Source organism: Alistipes provencensis, assembly GCF_900083545.1.
Classification (GTDB): Bacteria; Bacteroidota; Bacteroidia; order Bacteroidales; family Rikenellaceae; genus Alistipes; species Alistipes provencensis.
Genome location: NZ_LT559262.1, coordinates 3475765 through 3493942, shown reverse-complemented (window position 1 = coordinate 3493942; position 18178 = coordinate 3475765). Strand labels below are relative to the sequence as shown.

The 18178-nt window shown below is 60.5% G+C and carries 18 protein-coding genes and 2 tRNA genes; 6 read left to right on the top strand and 14 right to left on the bottom strand.

Annotation, left to right across the window (positions count from 1 at the left end):
- Positions 1 to 3 precede the first annotated feature (3 nt).
- Entirely contained in the window at positions 4 to 1539 is a 1536-nt protein-coding gene (gene gadC, locus BN5935_RS13700; RefSeq protein ID WP_064976593.1) for a glutamine/gamma-aminobutyrate antiporter GadC, read from the bottom strand.
- Positions 1540 to 1678: 139 nt separating this feature from the next.
- Between gadC and BN5935_RS13695 the strand changes: the two genes are divergently transcribed.
- Positions 1679 to 2611: a DUF5106 domain-containing protein gene (locus BN5935_RS13695; RefSeq protein ID WP_064976592.1), complete on the top strand. Its 933-nt coding sequence runs from the start codon at positions 1679 to 1681 to the stop codon at positions 2609 to 2611.
- A gap of 185 nt (positions 2612 to 2796) precedes the next feature.
- Positions 2797 to 3348 (top strand): NADH peroxidase, encoded by a 552-nt coding sequence (locus BN5935_RS13690; protein ID WP_064976591.1) that lies wholly within the window; start codon positions 2797 to 2799, stop codon positions 3346 to 3348.
- A gap of 114 nt (positions 3349 to 3462) precedes the next feature.
- On the opposite strand, the gene BN5935_RS13685 is transcribed toward BN5935_RS13690, so the two are convergent.
- Positions 3463 to 3798: a hypothetical protein gene (locus tag BN5935_RS13685; protein ID WP_064976590.1), complete on the bottom strand. Its 336-nt coding sequence runs from the start codon at positions 3796 to 3798 to the stop codon at positions 3463 to 3465.
- Positions 3799 to 3811: 13 nt separating this feature from the next.
- Positions 3812 to 4021: a YtxH domain-containing protein gene (locus tag BN5935_RS13680; RefSeq protein ID WP_064976589.1), complete on the bottom strand. Its 210-nt coding sequence runs from the start codon at positions 4019 to 4021 to the stop codon at positions 3812 to 3814.
- Between the two features lie 69 nt (positions 4022 to 4090).
- On the opposite strand from BN5935_RS13680, the gene BN5935_RS13675 reads away from it, so the two are divergent.
- Entirely contained in the window at positions 4091 to 4600 is a 510-nt protein-coding gene (locus tag BN5935_RS13675) for an SLOG family protein (RefSeq protein ID WP_064976588.1), read from the top strand.
- Between the two features lie 47 nt (positions 4601 to 4647).
- Here BN5935_RS13675 and BN5935_RS13670 read toward each other — a convergent pair whose 3' ends face one another.
- The 3 genes from BN5935_RS13670 to BN5935_RS13660 all read right to left on the bottom strand — a co-directional run bounded on the left by BN5935_RS13670 (position 4648) and on the right by BN5935_RS13660 (position 7250).
- A complete protein-coding gene (locus BN5935_RS13670) occupies positions 4648 to 5538 on the bottom strand; it encodes a hypothetical protein (RefSeq protein ID WP_064976587.1) in 891 nt (296 codons plus the stop codon).
- A gap of 90 nt (positions 5539 to 5628) precedes the next feature.
- Positions 5629 to 6864 (bottom strand): 6-phosphofructokinase, encoded by a 1236-nt coding sequence (locus BN5935_RS13665; protein ID WP_064976586.1) that lies wholly within the window; start codon positions 6862 to 6864, stop codon positions 5629 to 5631.
- Positions 6865 to 7049: 185 nt separating this feature from the next.
- A complete protein-coding gene (locus BN5935_RS13660) occupies positions 7050 to 7250 on the bottom strand; it encodes a cold-shock protein (protein WP_010260251.1) in 201 nt (66 codons plus the stop codon).
- A 216-nt stretch (positions 7251 to 7466) separates the two neighbouring features.
- On the opposite strand from BN5935_RS13660, the gene BN5935_RS13655 reads away from it, so the two are divergent.
- Positions 7467 to 7733 carry a hypothetical protein gene (locus BN5935_RS13655; RefSeq protein ID WP_064976585.1) on the top strand — a complete coding sequence of 89 codons (267 nt, stop codon included), beginning with the start codon at positions 7467 to 7469 and terminating at the stop codon, positions 7731 to 7733.
- Positions 7734 to 7736: 3 nt separating this feature from the next.
- On the top strand, positions 7737 to 8813 hold the full coding sequence (locus tag BN5935_RS13650) for a TIGR04133 family radical SAM/SPASM protein (RefSeq protein WP_064976584.1): 1077 nt from the start codon (positions 7737 to 7739) through the stop codon (positions 8811 to 8813).
- A 244-nt stretch (positions 8814 to 9057) separates the two neighbouring features.
- Here BN5935_RS13650 and BN5935_RS13645 read toward each other — a convergent pair.
- The 8 genes from BN5935_RS13645 to BN5935_RS13610 all read right to left on the bottom strand — a co-directional run bounded on the left by BN5935_RS13645 (position 9058) and on the right by BN5935_RS13610 (position 17359).
- A tRNA-Pro gene (locus BN5935_RS13645) sits at positions 9058 to 9132 on the bottom strand.
- 195 nt (positions 9133 to 9327) lie between these two features.
- A tRNA-Pro gene (locus BN5935_RS13640) sits at positions 9328 to 9402 on the bottom strand.
- 171 nt (positions 9403 to 9573) lie between these two features.
- A complete protein-coding gene (locus BN5935_RS13635) occupies positions 9574 to 11994 on the bottom strand; it encodes a DUF748 domain-containing protein (protein WP_064976583.1) in 2421 nt (806 codons plus the stop codon).
- Positions 11978 to 12619, bottom strand: a complete 642-nt coding sequence (locus BN5935_RS13630) for an HAD family hydrolase (RefSeq protein WP_064976582.1) — start codon at positions 12617 to 12619, stop codon at positions 11978 to 11980. Before BN5935_RS13630 ends, BN5935_RS13635 begins: the two co-directional genes overlap by 17 nt.
- A 259-nt stretch (positions 12620 to 12878) precedes the next feature.
- Entirely contained in the window at positions 12879 to 13691 is an 813-nt protein-coding gene (locus tag BN5935_RS13625; protein ID WP_064976581.1) for an SDR family NAD(P)-dependent oxidoreductase, read from the bottom strand.
- 1 nt (position 13692) lies between these two features.
- Complete coding sequence (locus BN5935_RS13620; protein WP_064976580.1) at positions 13693 to 14904, bottom strand: NADH:flavin oxidoreductase; 1212 nt, start codon at positions 14902 to 14904, stop codon at positions 13693 to 13695.
- Positions 14905 to 15002: 98 nt separating this feature from the next.
- Complete coding sequence (locus BN5935_RS13615; RefSeq protein ID WP_064976968.1) at positions 15003 to 15764, bottom strand: DUF1295 domain-containing protein; 762 nt, start codon at positions 15762 to 15764, stop codon at positions 15003 to 15005.
- Positions 15765 to 15943: 179 nt separating this feature from the next.
- Entirely contained in the window at positions 15944 to 17359 is a 1416-nt protein-coding gene (locus tag BN5935_RS13610; RefSeq protein WP_064976579.1) for a glutamate decarboxylase, read from the bottom strand.
- Positions 17360 to 17455: 96 nt separating this feature from the next.
- Here BN5935_RS13610 and BN5935_RS13605 point away from each other — a divergent pair, with 96 nt between their 5' ends.
- On the top strand, positions 17456 to 18178 hold the full coding sequence (locus tag BN5935_RS13605; protein ID WP_064976578.1) for an SIR2 family NAD-dependent protein deacylase: 723 nt from the start codon (positions 17456 to 17458) through the stop codon (positions 18176 to 18178).

Here is an 18178-nt window from a genome sequence, read left to right as displayed (position 1 = left end):
TACTTATTTCGTTGATTGGTCGTTACTTGTCGAAGACTGGCTCTGCGCGGCTGCGGGGGCTGCGGCCTTGGCCTGTGTTTCCCAATGGAAGGGGGCGAACTCGGCAGCGGCCTGCGGGTCTTTCCACGACGGCTTGCGCAGGGCGTAGATCACGAACGGTGCGCCGACGACGACCACGCATCCGATGACGAGCACCGAGAACCAGACGGTGTTGCTGCCCGTTGCGATCTGGCTGGGCGGCACGAAGCTCAGGACGAAGGCCAGCAGGGCGCCGCAGAAGCCGAGGCATCCGAGGAACCACATCAGGCCGTTCTTCTTGCCCAGACGGAACGGACGCGGCGTGTTCTTCATCTTGTAGCGCAGGACGATGGCGGCCGAGAACATCAGCATATACATAATGAGGTAGAGCAGCACGGTGAGCTGCGAGAGAATCTGGTAGAACGACTGCACCGAAGGCATCACGACGAACAGCAGCGCCAGCAGCGTCACGACGCATCCCTGAATCAGCAGGATGTTCTTCTGTACGCCGTTCTTGTTGGTCTTCTGGAAGAACGGGGGCAGGTAGCCGGCTTTGCCCACGGCGAAGATACCCTTCGAGGGGCCGGCCACCCAAGTCAGCACGCCGGCCAGCACGCCGAACATCAGGGCGATGGCGATGATCGGTCCGGCCCACGAGATGTGGAGGTAGTGGAAATAGTTGTCGAAGCCGACCAGCAGCGACTGCGTGAGGCTGATGTCCTTGGCCGGGATGATGAAGCCCAGCGAGAAGGTGCCCAGCACGAAGATGCAGACCGTGACGAGCGAACCGATGATGATAGCCTTGGGGTAGTTCCGCGAGGGGTTCTTCACGTCCATGACGTGTATACCCATCATCTCCATACCCGCATAGAACAGGAAGATACTGCTGGCCAGCACGAGGTTGTTGAATTTCGACAGGTCGGGGAAGAAACCCTGCGACATGTCCATGTGGTTGTGTCCTCCGGTCGAGATGTAGATGATACCCAGCAGGATCAGCAGGGCCGCGGGAATGATCGTGCCGATCATACCGCCCCATTTACTGATCTTTCCGACCCATCCGAGTCCCTTCAGTGCGATGAACGTGGCGATCCAGTAGATGGCCAGCACCATGCAGAGCGTGAATACCTTGTTCGAGGCCAGCGCCGCGTCGTGCGTGTCGTTCATGCCGATGAAGGCGATCGACACGGCGCCGAAGGTCAGTACCGTGGGGTACCAGATCGTCGATTCGATCCATTGCAGCCAGATTGCGAGGAATCCCGTGCGGGCTCCGTATGCCTCGCCGACCCAGCGGAAGACTCCGCCCTGCTTGTCGGAGAACATCGCGGCCAGCTCCGCGGCGACCATGGCCGTCGGGATGAGAAACACGATTGCAGCAAACAGGTAGTAGAAAGCCGACGAAAGTCCGTAGACCGCCTCGGCAGGCAGTCCGCGCAGACTCACTACGGCCGTCACGTTCATAATTGCAAGTGTCATGACACTCAATTTGAACCCTGTACTCGTGGTAGTTTTTTTTACATCCATAGTGGTTTAATTTGGTTTTTGACGCATGGGGGTGTTGCAACTACCGTGCAAAACCGCCGAACCCCGGGGTTCGGGGCCCTCGGATGCACGATTGTTGCCCGAAATGCGTATATTTGCAGGTAAAACAGCTTTTCAGCCTATGCAACGCATCCTGATCCTCCTTCTGGCCGCCCTGTGCGTCGCCTCGTGCGGCCGCCGCCGCAGCGCTCCCTCGCAGGACACGGCGGCTTCGGACACCCGTCCGCGGGTCTTCCTCCCTGCCATCGCCCCGTCGGGCCTCTCACCCGAGGAGCAGCGCGACTACCTGCGCGAACATTACTGGGACCGCTTCGATTTCGCCGACACGCTCTTCACCGTCCGGGCCGACACCCTGCAGATGGTCGAGGCCTATGCCCGCTACATTGCGCTGATCTCCGACCGTCCGACCGACGGCGCCCCGATCGATTCGCTGATGCGCCGCGCTTCGTCTTCGCGCAAGATGCTCGACTACTTCTCGATGCTTGCCGAGCGGGTGCTGCACGATCCCAATTCGCCGCTGCGCAACGACGAGTTCTATATTCCCGTATTGCAGGCGCAGCTCCGCGCCCCGTGGTACGACGAATACGAACGCATCGCCCCGGAGTACGATCTGGAGATGGCCATGCAGAACCGGTTAGGACACCCGGCCAACGATTTCCGCTACACGCTCGCCTCGGGCGCCTCGGGAACCCTCTACGGACTGAAGGCCGAGTATGTGCTGCTGTTCATCAACAACCCCGGCTGTCCGATGTGTCGCGACATCCGTGAGGCGATTGATTCGTCGCCGATGCTGTCGATGATGATCGAGCGGGGGCAGCTCAAGGTGCTGGCCATTTATCCCGACGAGGACCTTACGGAGTGGCGCGACTACCGCGACCGCATCCCCGCGTCGTGGATCAACGCTTATGACAAGGGGTGCGTCATCCGCGAGAAGAGCCTCTACGACCTCCATGCCATTCCGGCCATGTACCTGCTCGACAGCCGCAAGCGTGTGCTGGTGAAGGATTCGACCGACGTGGCCCAGATCGAGGAGGTAATCGACCGCCACGCCTAAGAGGCGTGTTTTAGGGGCGAAGGATGGTCCATGCGCTCTCTGCCCGGTTCTGCGCCGCGGCTATAAGCGCAGCCTATCGCCCCATCAGAAAAGACAATCGGAAATCTATACGGATTCCGGACGGATTTGCTACCTTTGTTCTGTAAACAGAATACAATCACACACACTAAAACATTCAAAGTATTATGGCAAAGAAATGGCGTTGTACCGTCTGCGGGTACATCCACGAAGGTCCCGAGGCACCCGATCAGTGCCCGATGTGCAAGGTAGGCAAGGAAAAATTCGTTGAACTGGTAGAGGCCGAGGGCGACCTCGATTTCGTGACGGTCCACAAGATCGGCGACGGCAAAGGCGCCAGCCCCGAGCTGTGGGAGGGTCTCCAGAATCACTTCATGGGCGAGTGCACCGAGGTGGGCATGTATCTGGCGATGAGCCGTCAGGCCGACCGCGAGGGTTATCCCGAGATCGCCGAGGCTTACAAGCGCTACGCATGGGAGGAGGCCGAGCACGCCTCGAAGTTCGCCGAACTGATCGGCGAGGTCGTCTGGGACACCAAGACCAACCTCGAGAAGCGCATGAACGCCGAGTGCGGCGCCTGCGAGGACAAGATGCGTCTGGCCCGCATGGCCAAGGAGCAGAACCTCGACGCCGTACACGACACCGTGCACGAGATGGCCAAGGACGAAGCCCGTCACGGCAAGGGTTTCGAGGGCCTTTACAAGCGCTACTTCAAGTAGTTTTCGATTTATAAGCGGCTATTTCCGCACATCCCTCGAGCGGGGCGAATGGAATGTACTCCGGTACTATCCATCCGCCCCGCTCTTCACGATGTACGAAAGCACCGGCGTTTTTTATTTGCTGTGGAGTTCTTCGCGCAGCCGTAGGAATAGGGAAACCTTCCCGGCGAGCCATTCGTAGCCTGTCTGTGCCGCCCGGGCCACCTCGTAAACGGTCTCCGCCTGCGAGCGGATATGATCCACGGCATCCCGGATCGCGAGCAGGTAGACGATCGTGGCGAGGAGGGCGAAAAATCCGCCCAGAATCAGCGCCGAAACGATGAACGAGCCCGTCACGGACGAGAGCCATACGACCAGTGCCGTGAGCAGCAGCAGGATGGCGATGGCCGCCGTCGTCAGGAAAAACAGAAGCGAGACTATGAAACGGCCGCCGGAAGGTTTGTTTTCCATGTTCGGGCGGCGTTTATTTCCCGTCGCACTTGCAGCGTGCCTCCTCGATCTCCTTCTCGACCTTGCCGAGTTTGTCCTTTACGCGGTCGATCTCGTCGTCGATCGAATCCTTGATCTTCTGGCGCAGTTCGGGGCCCGACTGGGGCGTGAAAAGCATCGTGAGGGCCGAACCGATAATCATGCCGCCCACGAGCGATACGATGGCAATACCTGTGTTTTTCATAGTTGCTGAGTGTTTTAAATTCAGCAGGAAGGCTTGCAAAGTCCGGGCCAAAACCCTACCTTTGGAGACATGATCGCCGATCCCCGGACCTCCGTAGCCTTCAGCGGCCACCGCACCTACTGCGGTGATGCCGCCGACGCTCTGCGCCGCACGGTGGGGGAGTTGTATGCACGCGGTTTCCGGACTTTTCTGAGCGGCATGGCCGTGGGTTTCGACCTCGCGGCCGCCGAAGCGGTGCTGGAACTGCGCGACCGCATGCCCGGCATCCGGCTGGTCGCCGCGGTTCCTTTCCGGGGGCAGGAGGTCCGCTTTCCGCAGTCCGACCGCGAATGCTACGGCCGGGTGCTGGCCGCCGCCGATGCCGTCGAGGTGCTCTCCCCGGTCTATCACCGGGGATGCTATGCCGTCCGCAACGATTTTCTGGTCGATAACGCCCGGGTTCTGGTGGCGTGGTACGACGGTTCGCCCGGCGGCACGCACTACACCGTCCGCCGCGCCCTGCGCCGCGGGCTGGAGGTGCTCGACCTCCATCCGGCAGCCCCCGCGCTGTCCGCTCCCGCTCCGACGCTGTTCGGATAAAAAAAGCGGGCCGCAAAAGGCCCGCCTTTGTCGGTGGTGCGATCCTCCTATTCAGCCGGTTCTGTCAGTTCGATGCCCCGGAGCAACTCCTCGACTCGTCGGAGCGTTGCGGTTTTGCCGTATTCCTTCGAGGGGTAGCTGATCCCGACGGTGATGAGCGATTGTCCCTGTTTCAGGTCGTAGTTCGAGAAGACGAATCCCGGATAGTCCGTCCGGCGGCCTTCGCTGCGCAGCATGTCGATGCCGTTCGACGCGAAGGGGCGCGAGGCCTTGATGATTCCGCCGTCGTAGTAGGACGAATCGCGGATTGCACAGTAGTCCGCGAGGTCGGCGATGCTTTCCACGTCGGGGCTGAGGGCATCCTGCAGGGCGTCGATATTGAATTCCCATCCGCCGTCGAGGACGTACATCGTGTAACGGGCGTAGGTCGAATCGGTTTCGGGCTCCATGGCCTCCTCGAAGGCGGTGTATCCGGCCGGAATCCGGATGCGCAGTCCGAGATCCGGACAGTCGCAAGTCTGTTCGGTGTCGAGCAGCGGCAGTTCGCCCTCTCCGCTCACCAGTTGCGTGGAGAGCACCGTGAGGTATCCGATGAGCAGGGCTGCGCAGACTGCTGCCGCGAGCATGCGCCAAAAGGCTGTGTATTCCCCCGCGCTGTATTTGATTTTCAACCAGAGGTATAATCCCGTGATTGCCTGCCATGCGCCCCAGAGAACGGCTCCCGTGGCGATGACGTAGCGGCCGCCGGCTTCGGTAAAGTAATAGGAGATGAAACTGAAAGCCAGTCCGCCGACACACCACAGCAGGCCGGCAATGATGTTCTTTTTCGCTTCAGCGAGTGATGCCGCCGGCTGTCCGGCGGGTTTGGGGGCCGGGGATTCCGGCTCCGCAGGCGTTTCGGGCATCGGCTCGAACGCGGATTCTTGGGTTTGCTTCATGATGGGTCAAGGTGCTTGGGTGACCTGTAAATATAGGAAAAATCCCGGAAAGCTCAAAGCCTCCCGGGATTTTATCGGATCGCTGCCGGATTATTTCCAGTTCAGGATCTTGTGGAAATCGTACTCCTCGGGGTTCTTGACGTAAGCCTTGGCGCCTTCGTAGTCCTCCGGGGTGATGGCGTTGAGAATGGTCTCCACCACCGAGGTGAACTTGTCCGACTTGATGTCCACCAGCCGGGGCGGAATCTTGCCCGTCGTGGGGTCCTGCAGGTCCTTGAGGTAGAGCGGCGAGACGTTGCCCTCCGAATCCACATAAACCATGCAGCCCGTCTTGCCCTCGGCGAAGAGCTTGTGCACGCCGATACCCAGCTCCGAGCAGTAGGTCAGGTCGTAGGCGATCGGGGTCTGGCAGCGAATCTCGTAGCCCAGCTCCACCGGACGGCTCTTGACCTTGATGCCCAGCTCCTTGAGCTTCTTCTCGATCATCTCGTTGAAGATGTGTGCTTTCGACACCTTGCCCAGCTCGGGATGCCCGTGGTCGTCATAGGTGAAGTGGATGCCGCTCTTGCGGATCTCCTCGTCCGACAGCGCGTGGAACACGCCCTCGGAGATCACGGCAGCACCGTAGTCCATACCCATGAGCTTGCGCTTGATGATCGACGAAATGACGAGGTTGACGATCTTCTCGACGGTAATCTCCGTCTTGTCGAACATCTCGGGAATGACGATCATCGGGTAGTGGCACGCCTCGCCGATACCGAACGCCAGATGTCCTGCCGAGCGGCCCATGGCGGCCAGCACGAACCAGTTGCCGCTCGTGCGGGCGTCTACATAGACGGCGCGGGCGATGACGGCGCCCTTGTCCTTGGCCGACTCGTAACCGAACGTCGGCGTTCCCTTCGGGAGCGGGAGGTCGTTGTCGATGGTCTTCGGGACGTGGATGTTGGCGATGGGGTATTTCTTGGCCTCGAGGAACTTGGCGATGCGGTTGGCCGTCGAAGCGGTGTCGTCGCCGCCGACGGTGACGAGCAGTTTGATGTTGTTGTCGGTGAAGAACTTGAGGTTGAAGTTGTTCTCGAAATCCGAATCCTTGGGTTTGAACCGGCTCATCTGCAGGAACGAACCGCCCTGATTGAAGATGCCGTCGGCCATCGGGTAGTCGATATCCACGGTACGGGGCGAGGGGTTGAACAGTCCCGTGTAGCCTTCATGCAGGCCGATCACGCGATAGCCTTTGCGCAGGAACGTTTTGGCGACGCTGCCTACCACGGTGTTCATGCCGGGAGCCGGTCCGCCGCCGGTCAGAATTGCGATTGCTTCTTTCATGGTGTGTTGGGTTTATTGTGTTTTGAACCTGATTTCGGTTTTAGCCGCCCAAAAGTACGATTTATTTTTCAAACAGGCAAGAACCCGTCCAAGAAACGGGGTTTATTTCGAACCTTGGGGACAGTCCGCGAAAAAGGGGGCCTCCCTCTTGCAGGAAGCCCCCTTTTGATGCCGGTAATTATAGTTTACTCAACTACATTTACGTTAATGGCCTGCTCGCCCTTGGCACCCGTGCCAATTTCGAACTCGACGGCCTGACCTTCGTTGAGTGACTTGAAACCATCCTTCACGATTCCCGAGAAATGTACGAAAATCTCTTTGCCGTTCTCCGCCGTAATGAATCCGTAGCCTTTTTTGCCATCGAACCATTTTACCTTACCTGTCATAAAATAGAGAATTAAGTGTTAATACGTCAGCAAAGTAAGATAAAAAACATTGGTTTTCAAAACTTTTTGACATGTTTTTTCGTCTTCGGCGGAAATTTCTTATCTTTGCCGAAGGTGAACTTCGGCTTGGATAGGCTGCGCCTCGGCACAGTCGCAGACGGCTCTGCGCCCGGCTTGCGCTATCTTTGCCCTCTGAATGTCTAACAGCTTGGCGTTATGAACAGAAAACTGAAAATTGCACTGGCGGCCCTTCTGGGATTCTCCGCGGCCTGCTCGTCGGTGAAGAACGCGCCCAAAGATAAGGACGGGGCTTCCGGCGTGAAGGTCGAGTCCGGTTCGTCCAATCCCCGCATCGTCGTGATGTACGGCGTGCGGGTTTCCGACAGCGTCCGCATCAAGCGCATGGAGCGCCAGCAGCCCGATTCGCTGCCCCCGGTTACGGAACAGCCCCGCGAGGAGGCTTCAACGCCGTCCGGGGAGTAGGCCATGCCCGGCTGCCGGCTGGGGCTTCGCAAACGACTGGCCCTCGATATTTTTTCCGATCTCTATGTTTCGACGGTGCGTGAACACCGTCTCGATACGCTTTTCTGGGAGTGTACGCTGCGCTGCAACCTCGCGTGCCGTCATTGCGGCAGCGACTGCCGCGTGGACCCCGGTGTGGCCGACATGCCGCTGGCCGATTTCCTGAAAGTCCTCGACGAGGAGGTTACGCCCCACGTCGATCCTGCCGACGTGCTTATCATCTTCTCGGGCGGCGAGGTGCTGGTCCGCGCGGATTTGGAGGAGGCGGGCGCCGAGGTCACGCGACGCGGTTATCCGTGGGGCATGGTGACCAACGGCATGGCCCTGACCCCGGAGCGGTTCCGGCGGCTGTTGGATGCCGGTTTGCGATCGGTTTCGGTGAGTCTCGACGGCTTCGAACGCGAGCACAACTACATCCGCGGCCATGCCCGCAGTTACGACCGCGCGCTGGACGCCGTGCGGATGGTCGTGCGCGAACCGTCGCTGTCGTACGACGTGGTGACCTGCGTCACGGGAGCGATGGTCCCGCAGTTGGAGGCTTTCCGCGATATGCTGATCGCCGAGGGGGTGCGCCACTGGCGGCTCTTCTCGATCTTCCCGATGGGCCGGGCCAAGGACGACCCGACGCTGCGGATGACCGACGCCGAGTTCCGAGAAATGCTGGATTTCATCCGCCGGACCCGCCGCGAGGGCCGGATCGATGCCAGCTATGCCTGCGAAGGGTTTCTGGGCGGCTACGAAGCCGAGGTCCGCGACCAGTTTTACCAGTGTGCGGCGGGCATCTCGGTGGCTTCGATCCGCGTCGACGGCGCCATTTCAGGCTGCACGTCGATCCGCGCCAACTACCATCAGGGGAATATCTATCAAGACAAATTCTGGGATGTGTGGCAGAACCGCTTCGAGCCGTTCCGCGACCGCGAATGGGCCCGCAAAGGCCCCTGCGCCGACTGCCGGATGTTCCGCTACTGTCTGGGCGGGGGCATGCACCTGCGCGGCGACGACGGAGAGTTGCTCTATTGCCACTACAAGCGGCTGAAATAATAAAAAGAGATTATCTGTCAGATATTGTCGGGGAGACCGGATTGCGTCGCATCGCTCGCCTTGGCTCACGATAACCGTGCTCCGCTTTCCCGTGGAGGCCCTTGATAGGGTATACAAAAATCGACGAAATCCTCCTTCGGAGATTTCTTTTTGTCTCCCCGTCGTCAGTCCTGCAACAAGTTGCGGACTTTCGTCGTGTCCACAAAAAAATCCTTTGCCAATTGGCAAAGGATTTCTCTTTTTGTCGGGGAGACTGGATTCGAACCAGCGACCTCCAACTCCCGAAGCTGGCGCGCTAACCGGACTGCGCTACACCCCGAACAAGTACTCTTATCGTTTTAAGAGCGCACAAAGATAAGCCGAAAATCCGAAAAGTCAAAATTATTTCCGGAAAATTTGTGCCCCTGCCGGCATTTCTGCCCCGGCGGGGACCGGATTGCCCGCCTTCGTTTGCGATAACCGTCATGCCCACAAAAAAATCCTTTGCCGACAGGCAAAGGATTTTCGAGTTTCGTCGGGGTAGCGGGATTCGAACCCACGACCCCCTGCTCCCAAAGCAGGTGCGCTAACCGGACTGCGCTACACCCCGTCGTTCCCGGCCCTGAAGCCTGCGAATGATTCCTTGGGAATCATCCCCGGACTTTTCCGGTCGGGGGAACCTCAGCGGTTCCGGGGTGCAAATATAACCGCTTTTTTCCGTTCCGGCAAACTTTTGCCGCGAAAAGCGCGGGGCGTGCCGATCCTTGTTCCGGGCCGCCGCTCAGACGCCCGGAGGGGTTTCGGGTCCGGAGGCAGTGGAATCCGTCGCCGGGCTTTCCGCGGGGGCTTCCGGAATCGTAGTGTCCGCAGCCGGGGCGGTGGCGGCGGGTGCCGGAACGGACGTGCTGTCCGCCGGGATCGCAGCCGGGGCCGAATCCCCGGAATCCGCATCCGCCGTGTCGTCGCCGATCTCGATGGTCTCGCCGTCGAGACCCAGAGCGATGGTGTAACGGTCGCGGCCCGCATAGGTCGTCAGGGCTGCCGAATCCATCGGCTGGAGCCGGAATGCCGGGGCCTGTACGCCGTGGGTGGTGAGCATGTACTCCCCGAGGGCCTTGTCGCGCGAAGCCATCATCCGCCGCAGCAGGCGGAGGGCATCGTCGCGGTAGAGGGCCAGCGCCTTGGCATTGGGCGACATCCCCTGCGGGGAGATGCCGCGCAGGGCGAGCAGCGAGTCGGCGAATGCTCCGACGGCCGGGAGGCGGATGTCGATCTGCTGGAGTTTTTCGTATTCGAGCATCGAGAGCCGGGGCCGCTGCCCGGTCGAGTCGGCCGCCGCGAGGCTGTTGTGGTAGGCCAGACGCAGGACGTTGACGCTCTGTGCGGGCAGGGCCCGGGCGAGGTTGATGCGCTGGGTCAACGCGATCTGCATCTCGGGTTTGTCCTTGAGCATCTGGGCGATCTGGTCGAACGAAGCGTACTGCTCCGACGTAAAGGCATACTGCGCCGGGTCGAGGGCGATGTATTCGAGGTCCTTGTTGCCGCCCGAGAGGAACGAGAAAGGCGCCGTCACCACCTTGAGCAGCACGTTGCCGATGGCTTTCAGCACGATTTTGCGGTAGGAGAACTCCGGCGAGTCGAGGTTGCCGCCCACCGGGAGGTCCATCTTCACATGGCCCTTCTTGTCCCGGAGCACATAGAGCCCCAGCTTGAGCGGGATGTTCATTTCGGGTTTCAGCTCCTTGCGTTTCTTGTCCACCTTGGGCTCGAAGGCGTCGAGGTGGTTCGTGCCGTCGAGATAGCGGTTGCGGATGACGTTCTGACTGCGGAAGGTGAGGTTGCCGCCCGTGATGGGGTAGGCCGTGAAATGCTCGCAGTAGGGCGTGAAGTCTTTCAGATTGAGGTTCGACAGCGAGAGCGTGATGTTCTGGTTGTTCAGGTCGTCGAGCGTTCCCTCCCAGCGGAGTTTCGCCGATCCGGTGCGCTGCATCCGGGCGTCGACCTGCAGGTTGTTGCGCTTCGAGGGGTCGAAATCGCGGCTCCGCATGCGGATTTCACTGATGACGTATTCGAAAGGTTTGGCCATCGTCAGGTCGCGGAACGAGACCTTGCCGCCGGTGATCTCCAGATCGGCGATCTGCAACACCGGAGCGGACCCTGCGGGGGCCTCCGACGTCGTTTCGACGGGCTGTTCCGGACTTTCGGACGAGGATTTCATCAGCGCCGAAATGTTGTCGCCCTCGGGCGTGAGTTCGGCCGCAAGCGAGAATCCCCCGACGTAGAGGCGGTCGAAGCGGAAACGCATCTGTCCCAGATCGCCCTCGGCGAGTTTCACGCCCAGCGTGTCGACCCCGGCCACGGGCTGCTGGCGCAGGTCTTTCAGCGCGAACTGCGCAAGTGAGGCCGTGCCTTCGGTGCGCAGGGCCAGCAGATGCTCGGTGTTGCCCCGCAGCCGCACGTCGGCCGAGAGGCGTCCCTCGACGGCCCCGATGTCGAGCCATTGGCGGAAATAGGGGAGCATGCCCGTCAGCGCCAGTCCGTCGAGTTTCAGCCCGATGTCGAACTCCGAGGTGTCGATGTCGTAGGCGACGCTCGTGGAGAGCGAACCGCCCTCGGCGAAGTTCAGCACGGCGCCCACGTCGGTCTTTTCGCCGCCGAAGTAGACGCCCGGAATTTGGAGGTTGATGTCGTTGAGCCCCCATGTGGCGTCGAGTTCGAGGTCCTTGTAGAAGAGATGCCCGTTGCGGATGGCGATGTTGTAAATCCCGATCTCCCACGGGTCGGAGGGCTCCGCGGGTTCCGTAACGGCCGTGGTGTCCGATGCGAAGTGCGCGATGATGTCGTCGAAGCTGAACGCGCTGCCCCGCTGGTAGACCTTCACGTCGAGCCCCGCGAGGGTGATGTGCTTCACCGTGACGCGGCTCGACAGCAGCGGCAGGATGCGCATGCGCATGTCGAAACTGTCGAGTGCGAAGAACGTCGTCGAGTCGTCGCTGCCGCCGATCTTCAGCCCCTCGACGCGCAGGCGTCCCGTGAAGATGTTCATGCGCAGCCGCTCCATGCGGATCGAGCGGCCCAGCAACTCGCGGTCGTGCTTCTCGATGTAGCTCTTTGCCACGGGCGACGCGGCGATGGCCACGGCCAGCACCAGTACGATCAGTACGGCCAGCGTAATCAGGAGTATCTTATAGATTTTCTTCATAACGGTTCAGGTTTTCAAGGATGTGCCCGAAATCCTCCCCGGGGGCGGGCATGTAGACCGAGAAGCCCAGCTCGCGGGCCGCTTCGACGTTCTTCTGTCCGTCGTCGATGAAGAGCGTCTCTTCGGGGCGCATGCCCCCGGCGGCGATCATCTTGCGGAAAATGGCTTCCGAGGGCTTCAGTTCGTGCAGTTCATAGGAGAGGTACACGGCGTCGAAGTACTCCTCCATCGTCTTGCCGTCGGCCGTGAACATTTGCCGGATGCACTCCATCGACGCAGGGTTGTTGTTCGAGAGGACATAGGTGCGGATGCCTTTTTCGCGCAGGGCGTCGATCCGGCGGAGCTTTTCGACGGGTATTTCCGTCAGGAACTCCCCGTAGGCCCAAGCGATCTCGTCGTCGGTGACCTCCGGGGTTCCCGCGAGTTCCCGCATCCGGTCGCAGGCTTCGTGGAACGAGATGTCGCCGTGTTCGAGGCGTCCGATCATCTCGGCGGGGTAGTAGGGGCTTATGATCCGCGCCACGGCGTCCATGCCGAGACTGCGGAATGCCGCCGTGCAGCGGTCGAAATCCAGACCCACGAGAACTCCTCCGAGGTCGAAGACTACATTTTTGATCTTTTCCATATTTTGTTTTTTATCTTTTATTATCTAATGCGATGGTTGATCCCGACTCGATGCCGGAGCCGTAAAACGACGGACCGACTAAAAGCGCGAGCGGAGGGGACGGGGCGCGTGCGCCCCCGCGAATAGTCGCCCGGAGCCAGCGTTAGACGGTTCGTCGTAGGCGGAGGCATCTGTCGGGGAGTTTTTGGTACTTTTTGCGGAAAAAAGTACATAAGTCTCCGCGGACGGAGGCCGCGGTTAACGGGTATAACTCAAAGACCTATTTTTGAAATTTCATTGTAAACTTCCGTATCGGCCGTAATACCCACATCGGCAGTACCTTGCAAAGGGGTATCCATGCGCGGTTCCACCAGTCGGGGACGATGCACCGGCGTCCCCGCCACAGGGCCCTGAGCCCGCGCCGGGCGCACGAGTCGGCGGTGATGAGCACCCCGAGACGCTTGCCGATGCGCTGCCAGCGGGGTGTCAGCCCGTAGAGGTCCGTGGCGACGCCCGCCGGACAGACCGCCGTGACGCGGATGCCGTGCTCCTCGACCTCCTTCGAGAACGCTACCGAGAACGACCGCAGGTAGGCTTTCGACGCGCTGTACAGCGACAGCCCCGGAAAGGGCATCCACAGCGAGTAGGAGGACATGTTGAGAATATGCCCCCGGCAGCCGCGGCGCACCATGTCGGCGGCCGCCAGACGGCACAACTGGGTGTTCGTGAGGGTGTGCAGGAGCAGGATGCGTTCGATGCGCTCGGGCGGCGTGGCGAGGATGTCGCGGAACGAGAAAATCCCGGCGTTGTTTATCAGTACGTCGATTGCGACCCCTTCGCGCCCCACGGCGTCCCAGAGTTCCGCGGCGGCCTCCACGCGTGCGAGGTCGATCTCGACGATGCGCACGTCGCAGCGATTCGCAGCGGCGAGAATCTCGCTGCGCACCGCCTCCAGCGGTTCGCGGCGGTTGCCCGCCAGTACGAGGTCGTAGCCCAGCGCCGCCAGCCGCAGGGCATAGCAGCGCCCGATGCCCGATCCGGCGCCCGTGACGAGCGCCCGGGCGCTTCCCGGTGTGACTTCTCCGCGTTTCATCTTAAGGCAGACGTTTTAATTCCTCGACGATCTTTCGCGGCAGGTCGGGGCAATCCTTGCAGCACTTCATGTCCACGGAGTACATCCGCGCGATGCAGTAGTTGCGGTGGTCGCAGGCGCTGCGCGTCGAGGCGTCGCCCGCGCGGAGCTTGTCGACGAACGACGGGTCGTTCACCAGCGCCCGGGCCATCTGCACCAGTTCGAACCCGGCGTCCAGCGCCCGGTCGATGCCCTCGCGGCTGACGAGTCCCCCGACATAGATGAGCGGCCCTTTCAGCTCGGCGCGGAACTTTTTGGCGTCCTCCAGAAAGTAGCACTCTTCGAAGGGGAACTGTTTTATCATAAAGGGCCCGCACCAGCGGATGAAGTAGCGCAGCCACAGCGGCGAGTAGTAGCTCATCGTGTATATCGGGATCAGTCCCCGCATCACGGCCATCGGAGCCTTCGAGACGAATCCGCCCGAGAGGACGATGCCGTCCACGCCGAACGATTCGATGACCTTGGCGATCTCGATGCTTTCGGGAATCTCGATGCCCCCTTTGAAACCGTCGTACATGTTGTGTTTCACGGTGATGGCCATGCCGCACGCCCGGGCCGCCTCGACCGCCTCGCCCAGACACATGCGCATGAAGCGCATGCGGTTTTCCAGCGATCCGCCGTACTCGTCGCGGCGGTGGTTGGTGTAGGGCGATAGGAACTGCGAGATGAGGTAGCCGTGCCCGGCGTGCACCTCCACGGAGTCGAATCCGGCGTCGTGGGCCGTGCGCACCGCCGTGCCGAAATCCCGCGCGACCTGTTCGATCTCGCGTTTCTTCATCCCCCGGACGGGCGTGTAGGCGTATAGGTTGAATCCCGTCGAGGCGCCGATGGGCATCTGCCCGGCGGTGGTCCAGTGGGTCATGTTGCCGCAATGGCCGATCTGGATGGCTGCGGCGGCTCCCTCGCGGTGTACGGCGTCGGTGATGTCGCGCAGCCCCGGGACGATCTCGGGGCGCAGCCACAACTGCTTGTTGAACGACAGACCGCTGCGGCATACGGCGGCATAGGCCAGCGTGGTCATGCCCACGCCTCCGCGGGCCACGGCGACGTGGTAATCCTTGAGTTGCTGCGTGGGGCCGAAGTCCTTGCCCATCGACTCGAAGGCCGCCGAACGGATCGTGCGGTTGCGCAGCGTGACGGGGCCTAACTTATAAGGGGTGAAAAGGGAAGACATTTTATATTAAAAGTTGGAAGTTAAACAGTTGGGGCGCAGAGCTGGGTGAAAAACGTTGTGACAGACCGTCCGCAACCTAAATCCGCCTTTTAAGGCGGTTAATAGATGAAGGGTATGATGCGTTTTCGGCGGAGTCGGGTGAATTCCTCGCCGAACTCCTGTTCGTAACGGCGGCGCAGCGACGCGGCGCGGGGTGCGAGGTTGGCGAAGGTCCACCACGCGAAGACCGCTCCGGCCCACGACCACGAGGCGATGGCGAATCCCACCCATTCCATCAGCTCGCCGAAATAGTTGGCCGACGAGACGTAGCGGAACATGCCGCCGCGGGGGATGTAGTGGCGCGTGTCGCCGGGCTTCCGCAGGTTGCGGATGATGTGGTCGGAATGGAGGTTTACGGTCATGCCGGCGATGAACAGCGCTCCGCCGATGTAGATGTAGGGCTGCGAAAACCATCCGGCGTAATAATCCGCGGGCGAGACGTAGAAAATCCATCCGCCCTGCATCAGGGCGTTGAGGGTGTTGAACGTCATGCCCATCAGTACGATGCCGAGGGGCATTTTGCCCTTGCCGCGGATCAGCAGCGGGAAGATGAAGGCCCGTTGGAGGTAGTGGGCCTGAAAGAGCAGGAACAGCGCCAGCGGCCCGGCCTGCCACATCCGCTCGGACGAGGCCCACAGCACGCACATCAGCACGAAGACCGGGGACTCCATCAGCACCCATCCGATCCGGTTCGGCACGGGAGGCCCGTAGCGGCGGTCGAAGAGGTAGCCGTATCCGGCTTCGAAGAAATGGAGCGCGGCGAAAACCACGCCGGCCAGCAGGGCCATGACGATCAGGAAGATAGTAAAGGTTTCTGTCATAATCACACGCGTCGGGTAAAAACGCGTTAAAGATACGGATTTTTTTGCTTTCGGCAAGTTTTCGAATGCGCGGATATTGTCCTGTTTGGCATCGGAATTCGCCGTATGGCAGGGCACAAGAAAACGGCCCCGCTTTGGAAAATGAAGCGGGACCGTTTGCCGGAGATTTCCAGCATTGATTAATGCGTATAAACCTTGCCCTTCTGGTGTTCCTTGTTCTCGTACTTGATGCGCGAGGGGGTGGGGTACTGGAGTTTCTCGAACTCTGCCACGGCATTTTTGATATCGCCCAGCAGCATGTCCGCCATGTCGCGCGACATGCCCTGACGCACCACGATGCGCATGACAATCATATCGTCGATGTTCTTGGGCATGGTGTAGGCCGGAACCATCCAGCCGCTCTGCTGCAATGCGGCCTGCAGGTCGAACAGCGTCCATTTGGCCTTCTTGTCGTACTCGGGGTCCATCATCCAGATGAACAGCGGGTTGACGACCTCCTTGGCGTAGTTCCGGAAGCACGGCATCTTGCCGATCTGCTGGTGGCAGTACTGGGCGATGTCCATCGAGTTCTGCTGAATCTCGCGGTAGCCCTCGAATCCCAGACGGATGAAGTTGTAATACTGGCCGAGGATCTGCGCCGCCGGGCGCGAGAAGTTCAGGCCCACCTGCGTGATGTTGGCGCCGAGGTAGTTGACCGAGAACGACATTTCATCGGGCAGGTATTTCTTGTCTTTCCATACGACCCATCCGAGTCCCGGGTAAACCAGTCCGTACTTGTGGCCCGACGTGGAGATCGACAGCACCCATTTGAGGCGGAAATCCCACTTCTTCTCGGGGCGGAGGAACGGCAGGATGAAACCGCCCGACGCTGCGTCGACGTGGATCGGAATTTCATAGCCGGTCTTCTGGTTGTAGGCGTCGAGTGCCTTGTCCAGCCCTTCGATATCGTCGTCGAGACCCGTCCAAGTCACGCCGGCGATGGGCACGATGCAGATGGTGTTCTCGTCGCAGACCTTCAGGGCCTCCTCGATGTCGAGCGTGGGCTTGTCGAGGGTCAGGGGCACGGTGCGCATCTCGATCTGCCACAGTTGGCAGAACTTCTCCCACACGACCTGAAATCCGGTGCTCATGACGAGGTTGGGTTTGTCGAAGGGTTTGCCGGCGGCCTTGCGGCGGTTGCGCCAGCGCAGCCATGCGGCCACACCGCCCAGCATGCAGGCTTCGGACGAACCGATGCCCAGCGCGCCGGTTTTCCATTCGGCTTTCTCGGGGGTGTTCCACATGTTGGCGACGATATTCAGACAGCGTCCGCACATCACCGCTACGCGCGGGTATTCCGTTTCGTCGATGTAGTTGATGTTGATGGCCTCGTTCATCAGACGCGTGGCGTAGTCGTCCATGTAGGTCGTCACGAAGGTTGCCAGATTCAGCCGTGGCTGGGTCTGGGGATAGGTCTCGTCCTTGACCAGCTGATAGGCGATTTCGGGGGCCGTCTTGTCCTTGGGGATGAATTCCGTCGGAGCCGGCGAACGCATCTCTTTCGATCCGAAAATGTCTGTCAGGGTGTCCTCGGTGTTGTGTTTTTGCTGATTCATGGTGTAAAAAATTTTGTTTTTGGTTTACATGGGCTGAATCTTGCATGAACTATGCCATAATTTTCGTATCTTTACCCCTGCGTAACTATCCATGCCATGAAAAAACTCGTTGTCTTTACCGGCGCCGGTGTCAGCGCCGACAGCGGCCTTGCGACGTTCCGCGACTCCGACGGAACGTGGGGCAATTACAAGATCGAGGAGGTCTGTATCCCCGAGGCGCTGGACTTTAACCGCCGGGGTGTGATCCGTTTCTACAACGACCGCCGCCGCGAAATGCTCTCCGCGGAACCCAATCCCGCACACCGGGCCATTGCCGCTCTGGAACGCGATTTCGATGTTCAGGTCATCACCCAGAATGTCGACAACCTGCACGAACGTGCCGGTTCGACACATATCCTCCACCTCCACGGCGAACTCACCAAACTGCGCTCTTCGGACGATCCGTCGCTCATCGTGCCGTTCGACGGCATCGAGCAGGGTTTCGACGACGTGGCTCCCGACGGCTCGCTGCTGCGCCCGCATATCGTCTTTTTCGGCGAACCGGTTCCCGAGTTCGAGCGCGCTTCGGCGCTTGCCGCCGAAGCCGATATCTTCGTGGTGATAGGCACGTCGCTGGCGGTCTATCCCGCCGCGTCGCTCGTGCGGTGCATCCGGCCCGAAATTCCGGTTTACGTCGTCGATCCGGGCCGCCCGGCCATCCGGGGCATCCGCAATCCGCTGGAGGTGATCCGCAAACACGCCGCCGAGGGCGTCCCGGAACTCGCCGGGCGTCTGCGCGCGGTTTATGTGGAAGAGCATCCCGAACACCAGCACGCCTGA

Coding starts and splice junctions, on each gene's coding strand:
- gadC (WP_064976593.1), bottom strand. CDS start 1,539: ATGGATGTAAAAAAAACTACCACGAGTACAGGGTTCAAATTGAGTGTC.
- BN5935_RS13695 (WP_064976592.1), top strand. CDS start 1,679: ATGCAACGCATCCTGATCCTCCTTCTGGCCGCCCTGTGCGTCGCCTCG.
- BN5935_RS13690 (WP_064976591.1), top strand. CDS start 2,797: ATGGCAAAGAAATGGCGTTGTACCGTCTGCGGGTACATCCACGAAGGT.
- BN5935_RS13685 (WP_064976590.1), bottom strand. CDS start 3,798: ATGGAAAACAAACCTTCCGGCGGCCGTTTCATAGTCTCGCTTCTGTTT.
- BN5935_RS13680 (WP_064976589.1), bottom strand. CDS start 4,021: ATGAAAAACACAGGTATTGCCATCGTATCGCTCGTGGGCGGCATGATT.
- BN5935_RS13675 (WP_064976588.1), top strand. CDS start 4,091: ATGATCGCCGATCCCCGGACCTCCGTAGCCTTCAGCGGCCACCGCACC.
- BN5935_RS13670 (WP_064976587.1), bottom strand. CDS start 5,538: ATGAAGCAAACCCAAGAATCCGCGTTCGAGCCGATGCCCGAAACGCCT.
- BN5935_RS13665 (WP_064976586.1), bottom strand. CDS start 6,864: ATGAAAGAAGCAATCGCAATTCTGACCGGCGGCGGACCGGCTCCCGGC.
- BN5935_RS13660 (WP_010260251.1), bottom strand. CDS start 7,250: ATGACAGGTAAGGTAAAATGGTTCGATGGCAAAAAAGGCTACGGATTC.
- BN5935_RS13655 (WP_064976585.1), top strand. CDS start 7,467: ATGAACAGAAAACTGAAAATTGCACTGGCGGCCCTTCTGGGATTCTCC.
- BN5935_RS13650 (WP_064976584.1), top strand. CDS start 7,737: ATGCCCGGCTGCCGGCTGGGGCTTCGCAAACGACTGGCCCTCGATATT.
- BN5935_RS13635 (WP_064976583.1), bottom strand. CDS start 11,994: ATGAAGAAAATCTATAAGATACTCCTGATTACGCTGGCCGTACTGATC.
- BN5935_RS13630 (WP_064976582.1), bottom strand. CDS start 12,619: ATGGAAAAGATCAAAAATGTAGTCTTCGACCTCGGAGGAGTTCTCGTG.
- BN5935_RS13625 (WP_064976581.1), bottom strand. CDS start 13,691: ATGAAACGCGGAGAAGTCACACCGGGAAGCGCCCGGGCGCTCGTCACG.
- BN5935_RS13620 (WP_064976580.1), bottom strand. CDS start 14,904: ATGTCTTCCCTTTTCACCCCTTATAAGTTAGGCCCCGTCACGCTGCGC.
- BN5935_RS13615 (WP_064976968.1), bottom strand. CDS start 15,764: ATGACAGAAACCTTTACTATCTTCCTGATCGTCATGGCCCTGCTGGCC.
- BN5935_RS13610 (WP_064976579.1), bottom strand. CDS start 17,359: ATGAATCAGCAAAAACACAACACCGAGGACACCCTGACAGACATTTTC.
- BN5935_RS13605 (WP_064976578.1), top strand. CDS start 17,456: ATGAAAAAACTCGTTGTCTTTACCGGCGCCGGTGTCAGCGCCGACAGC.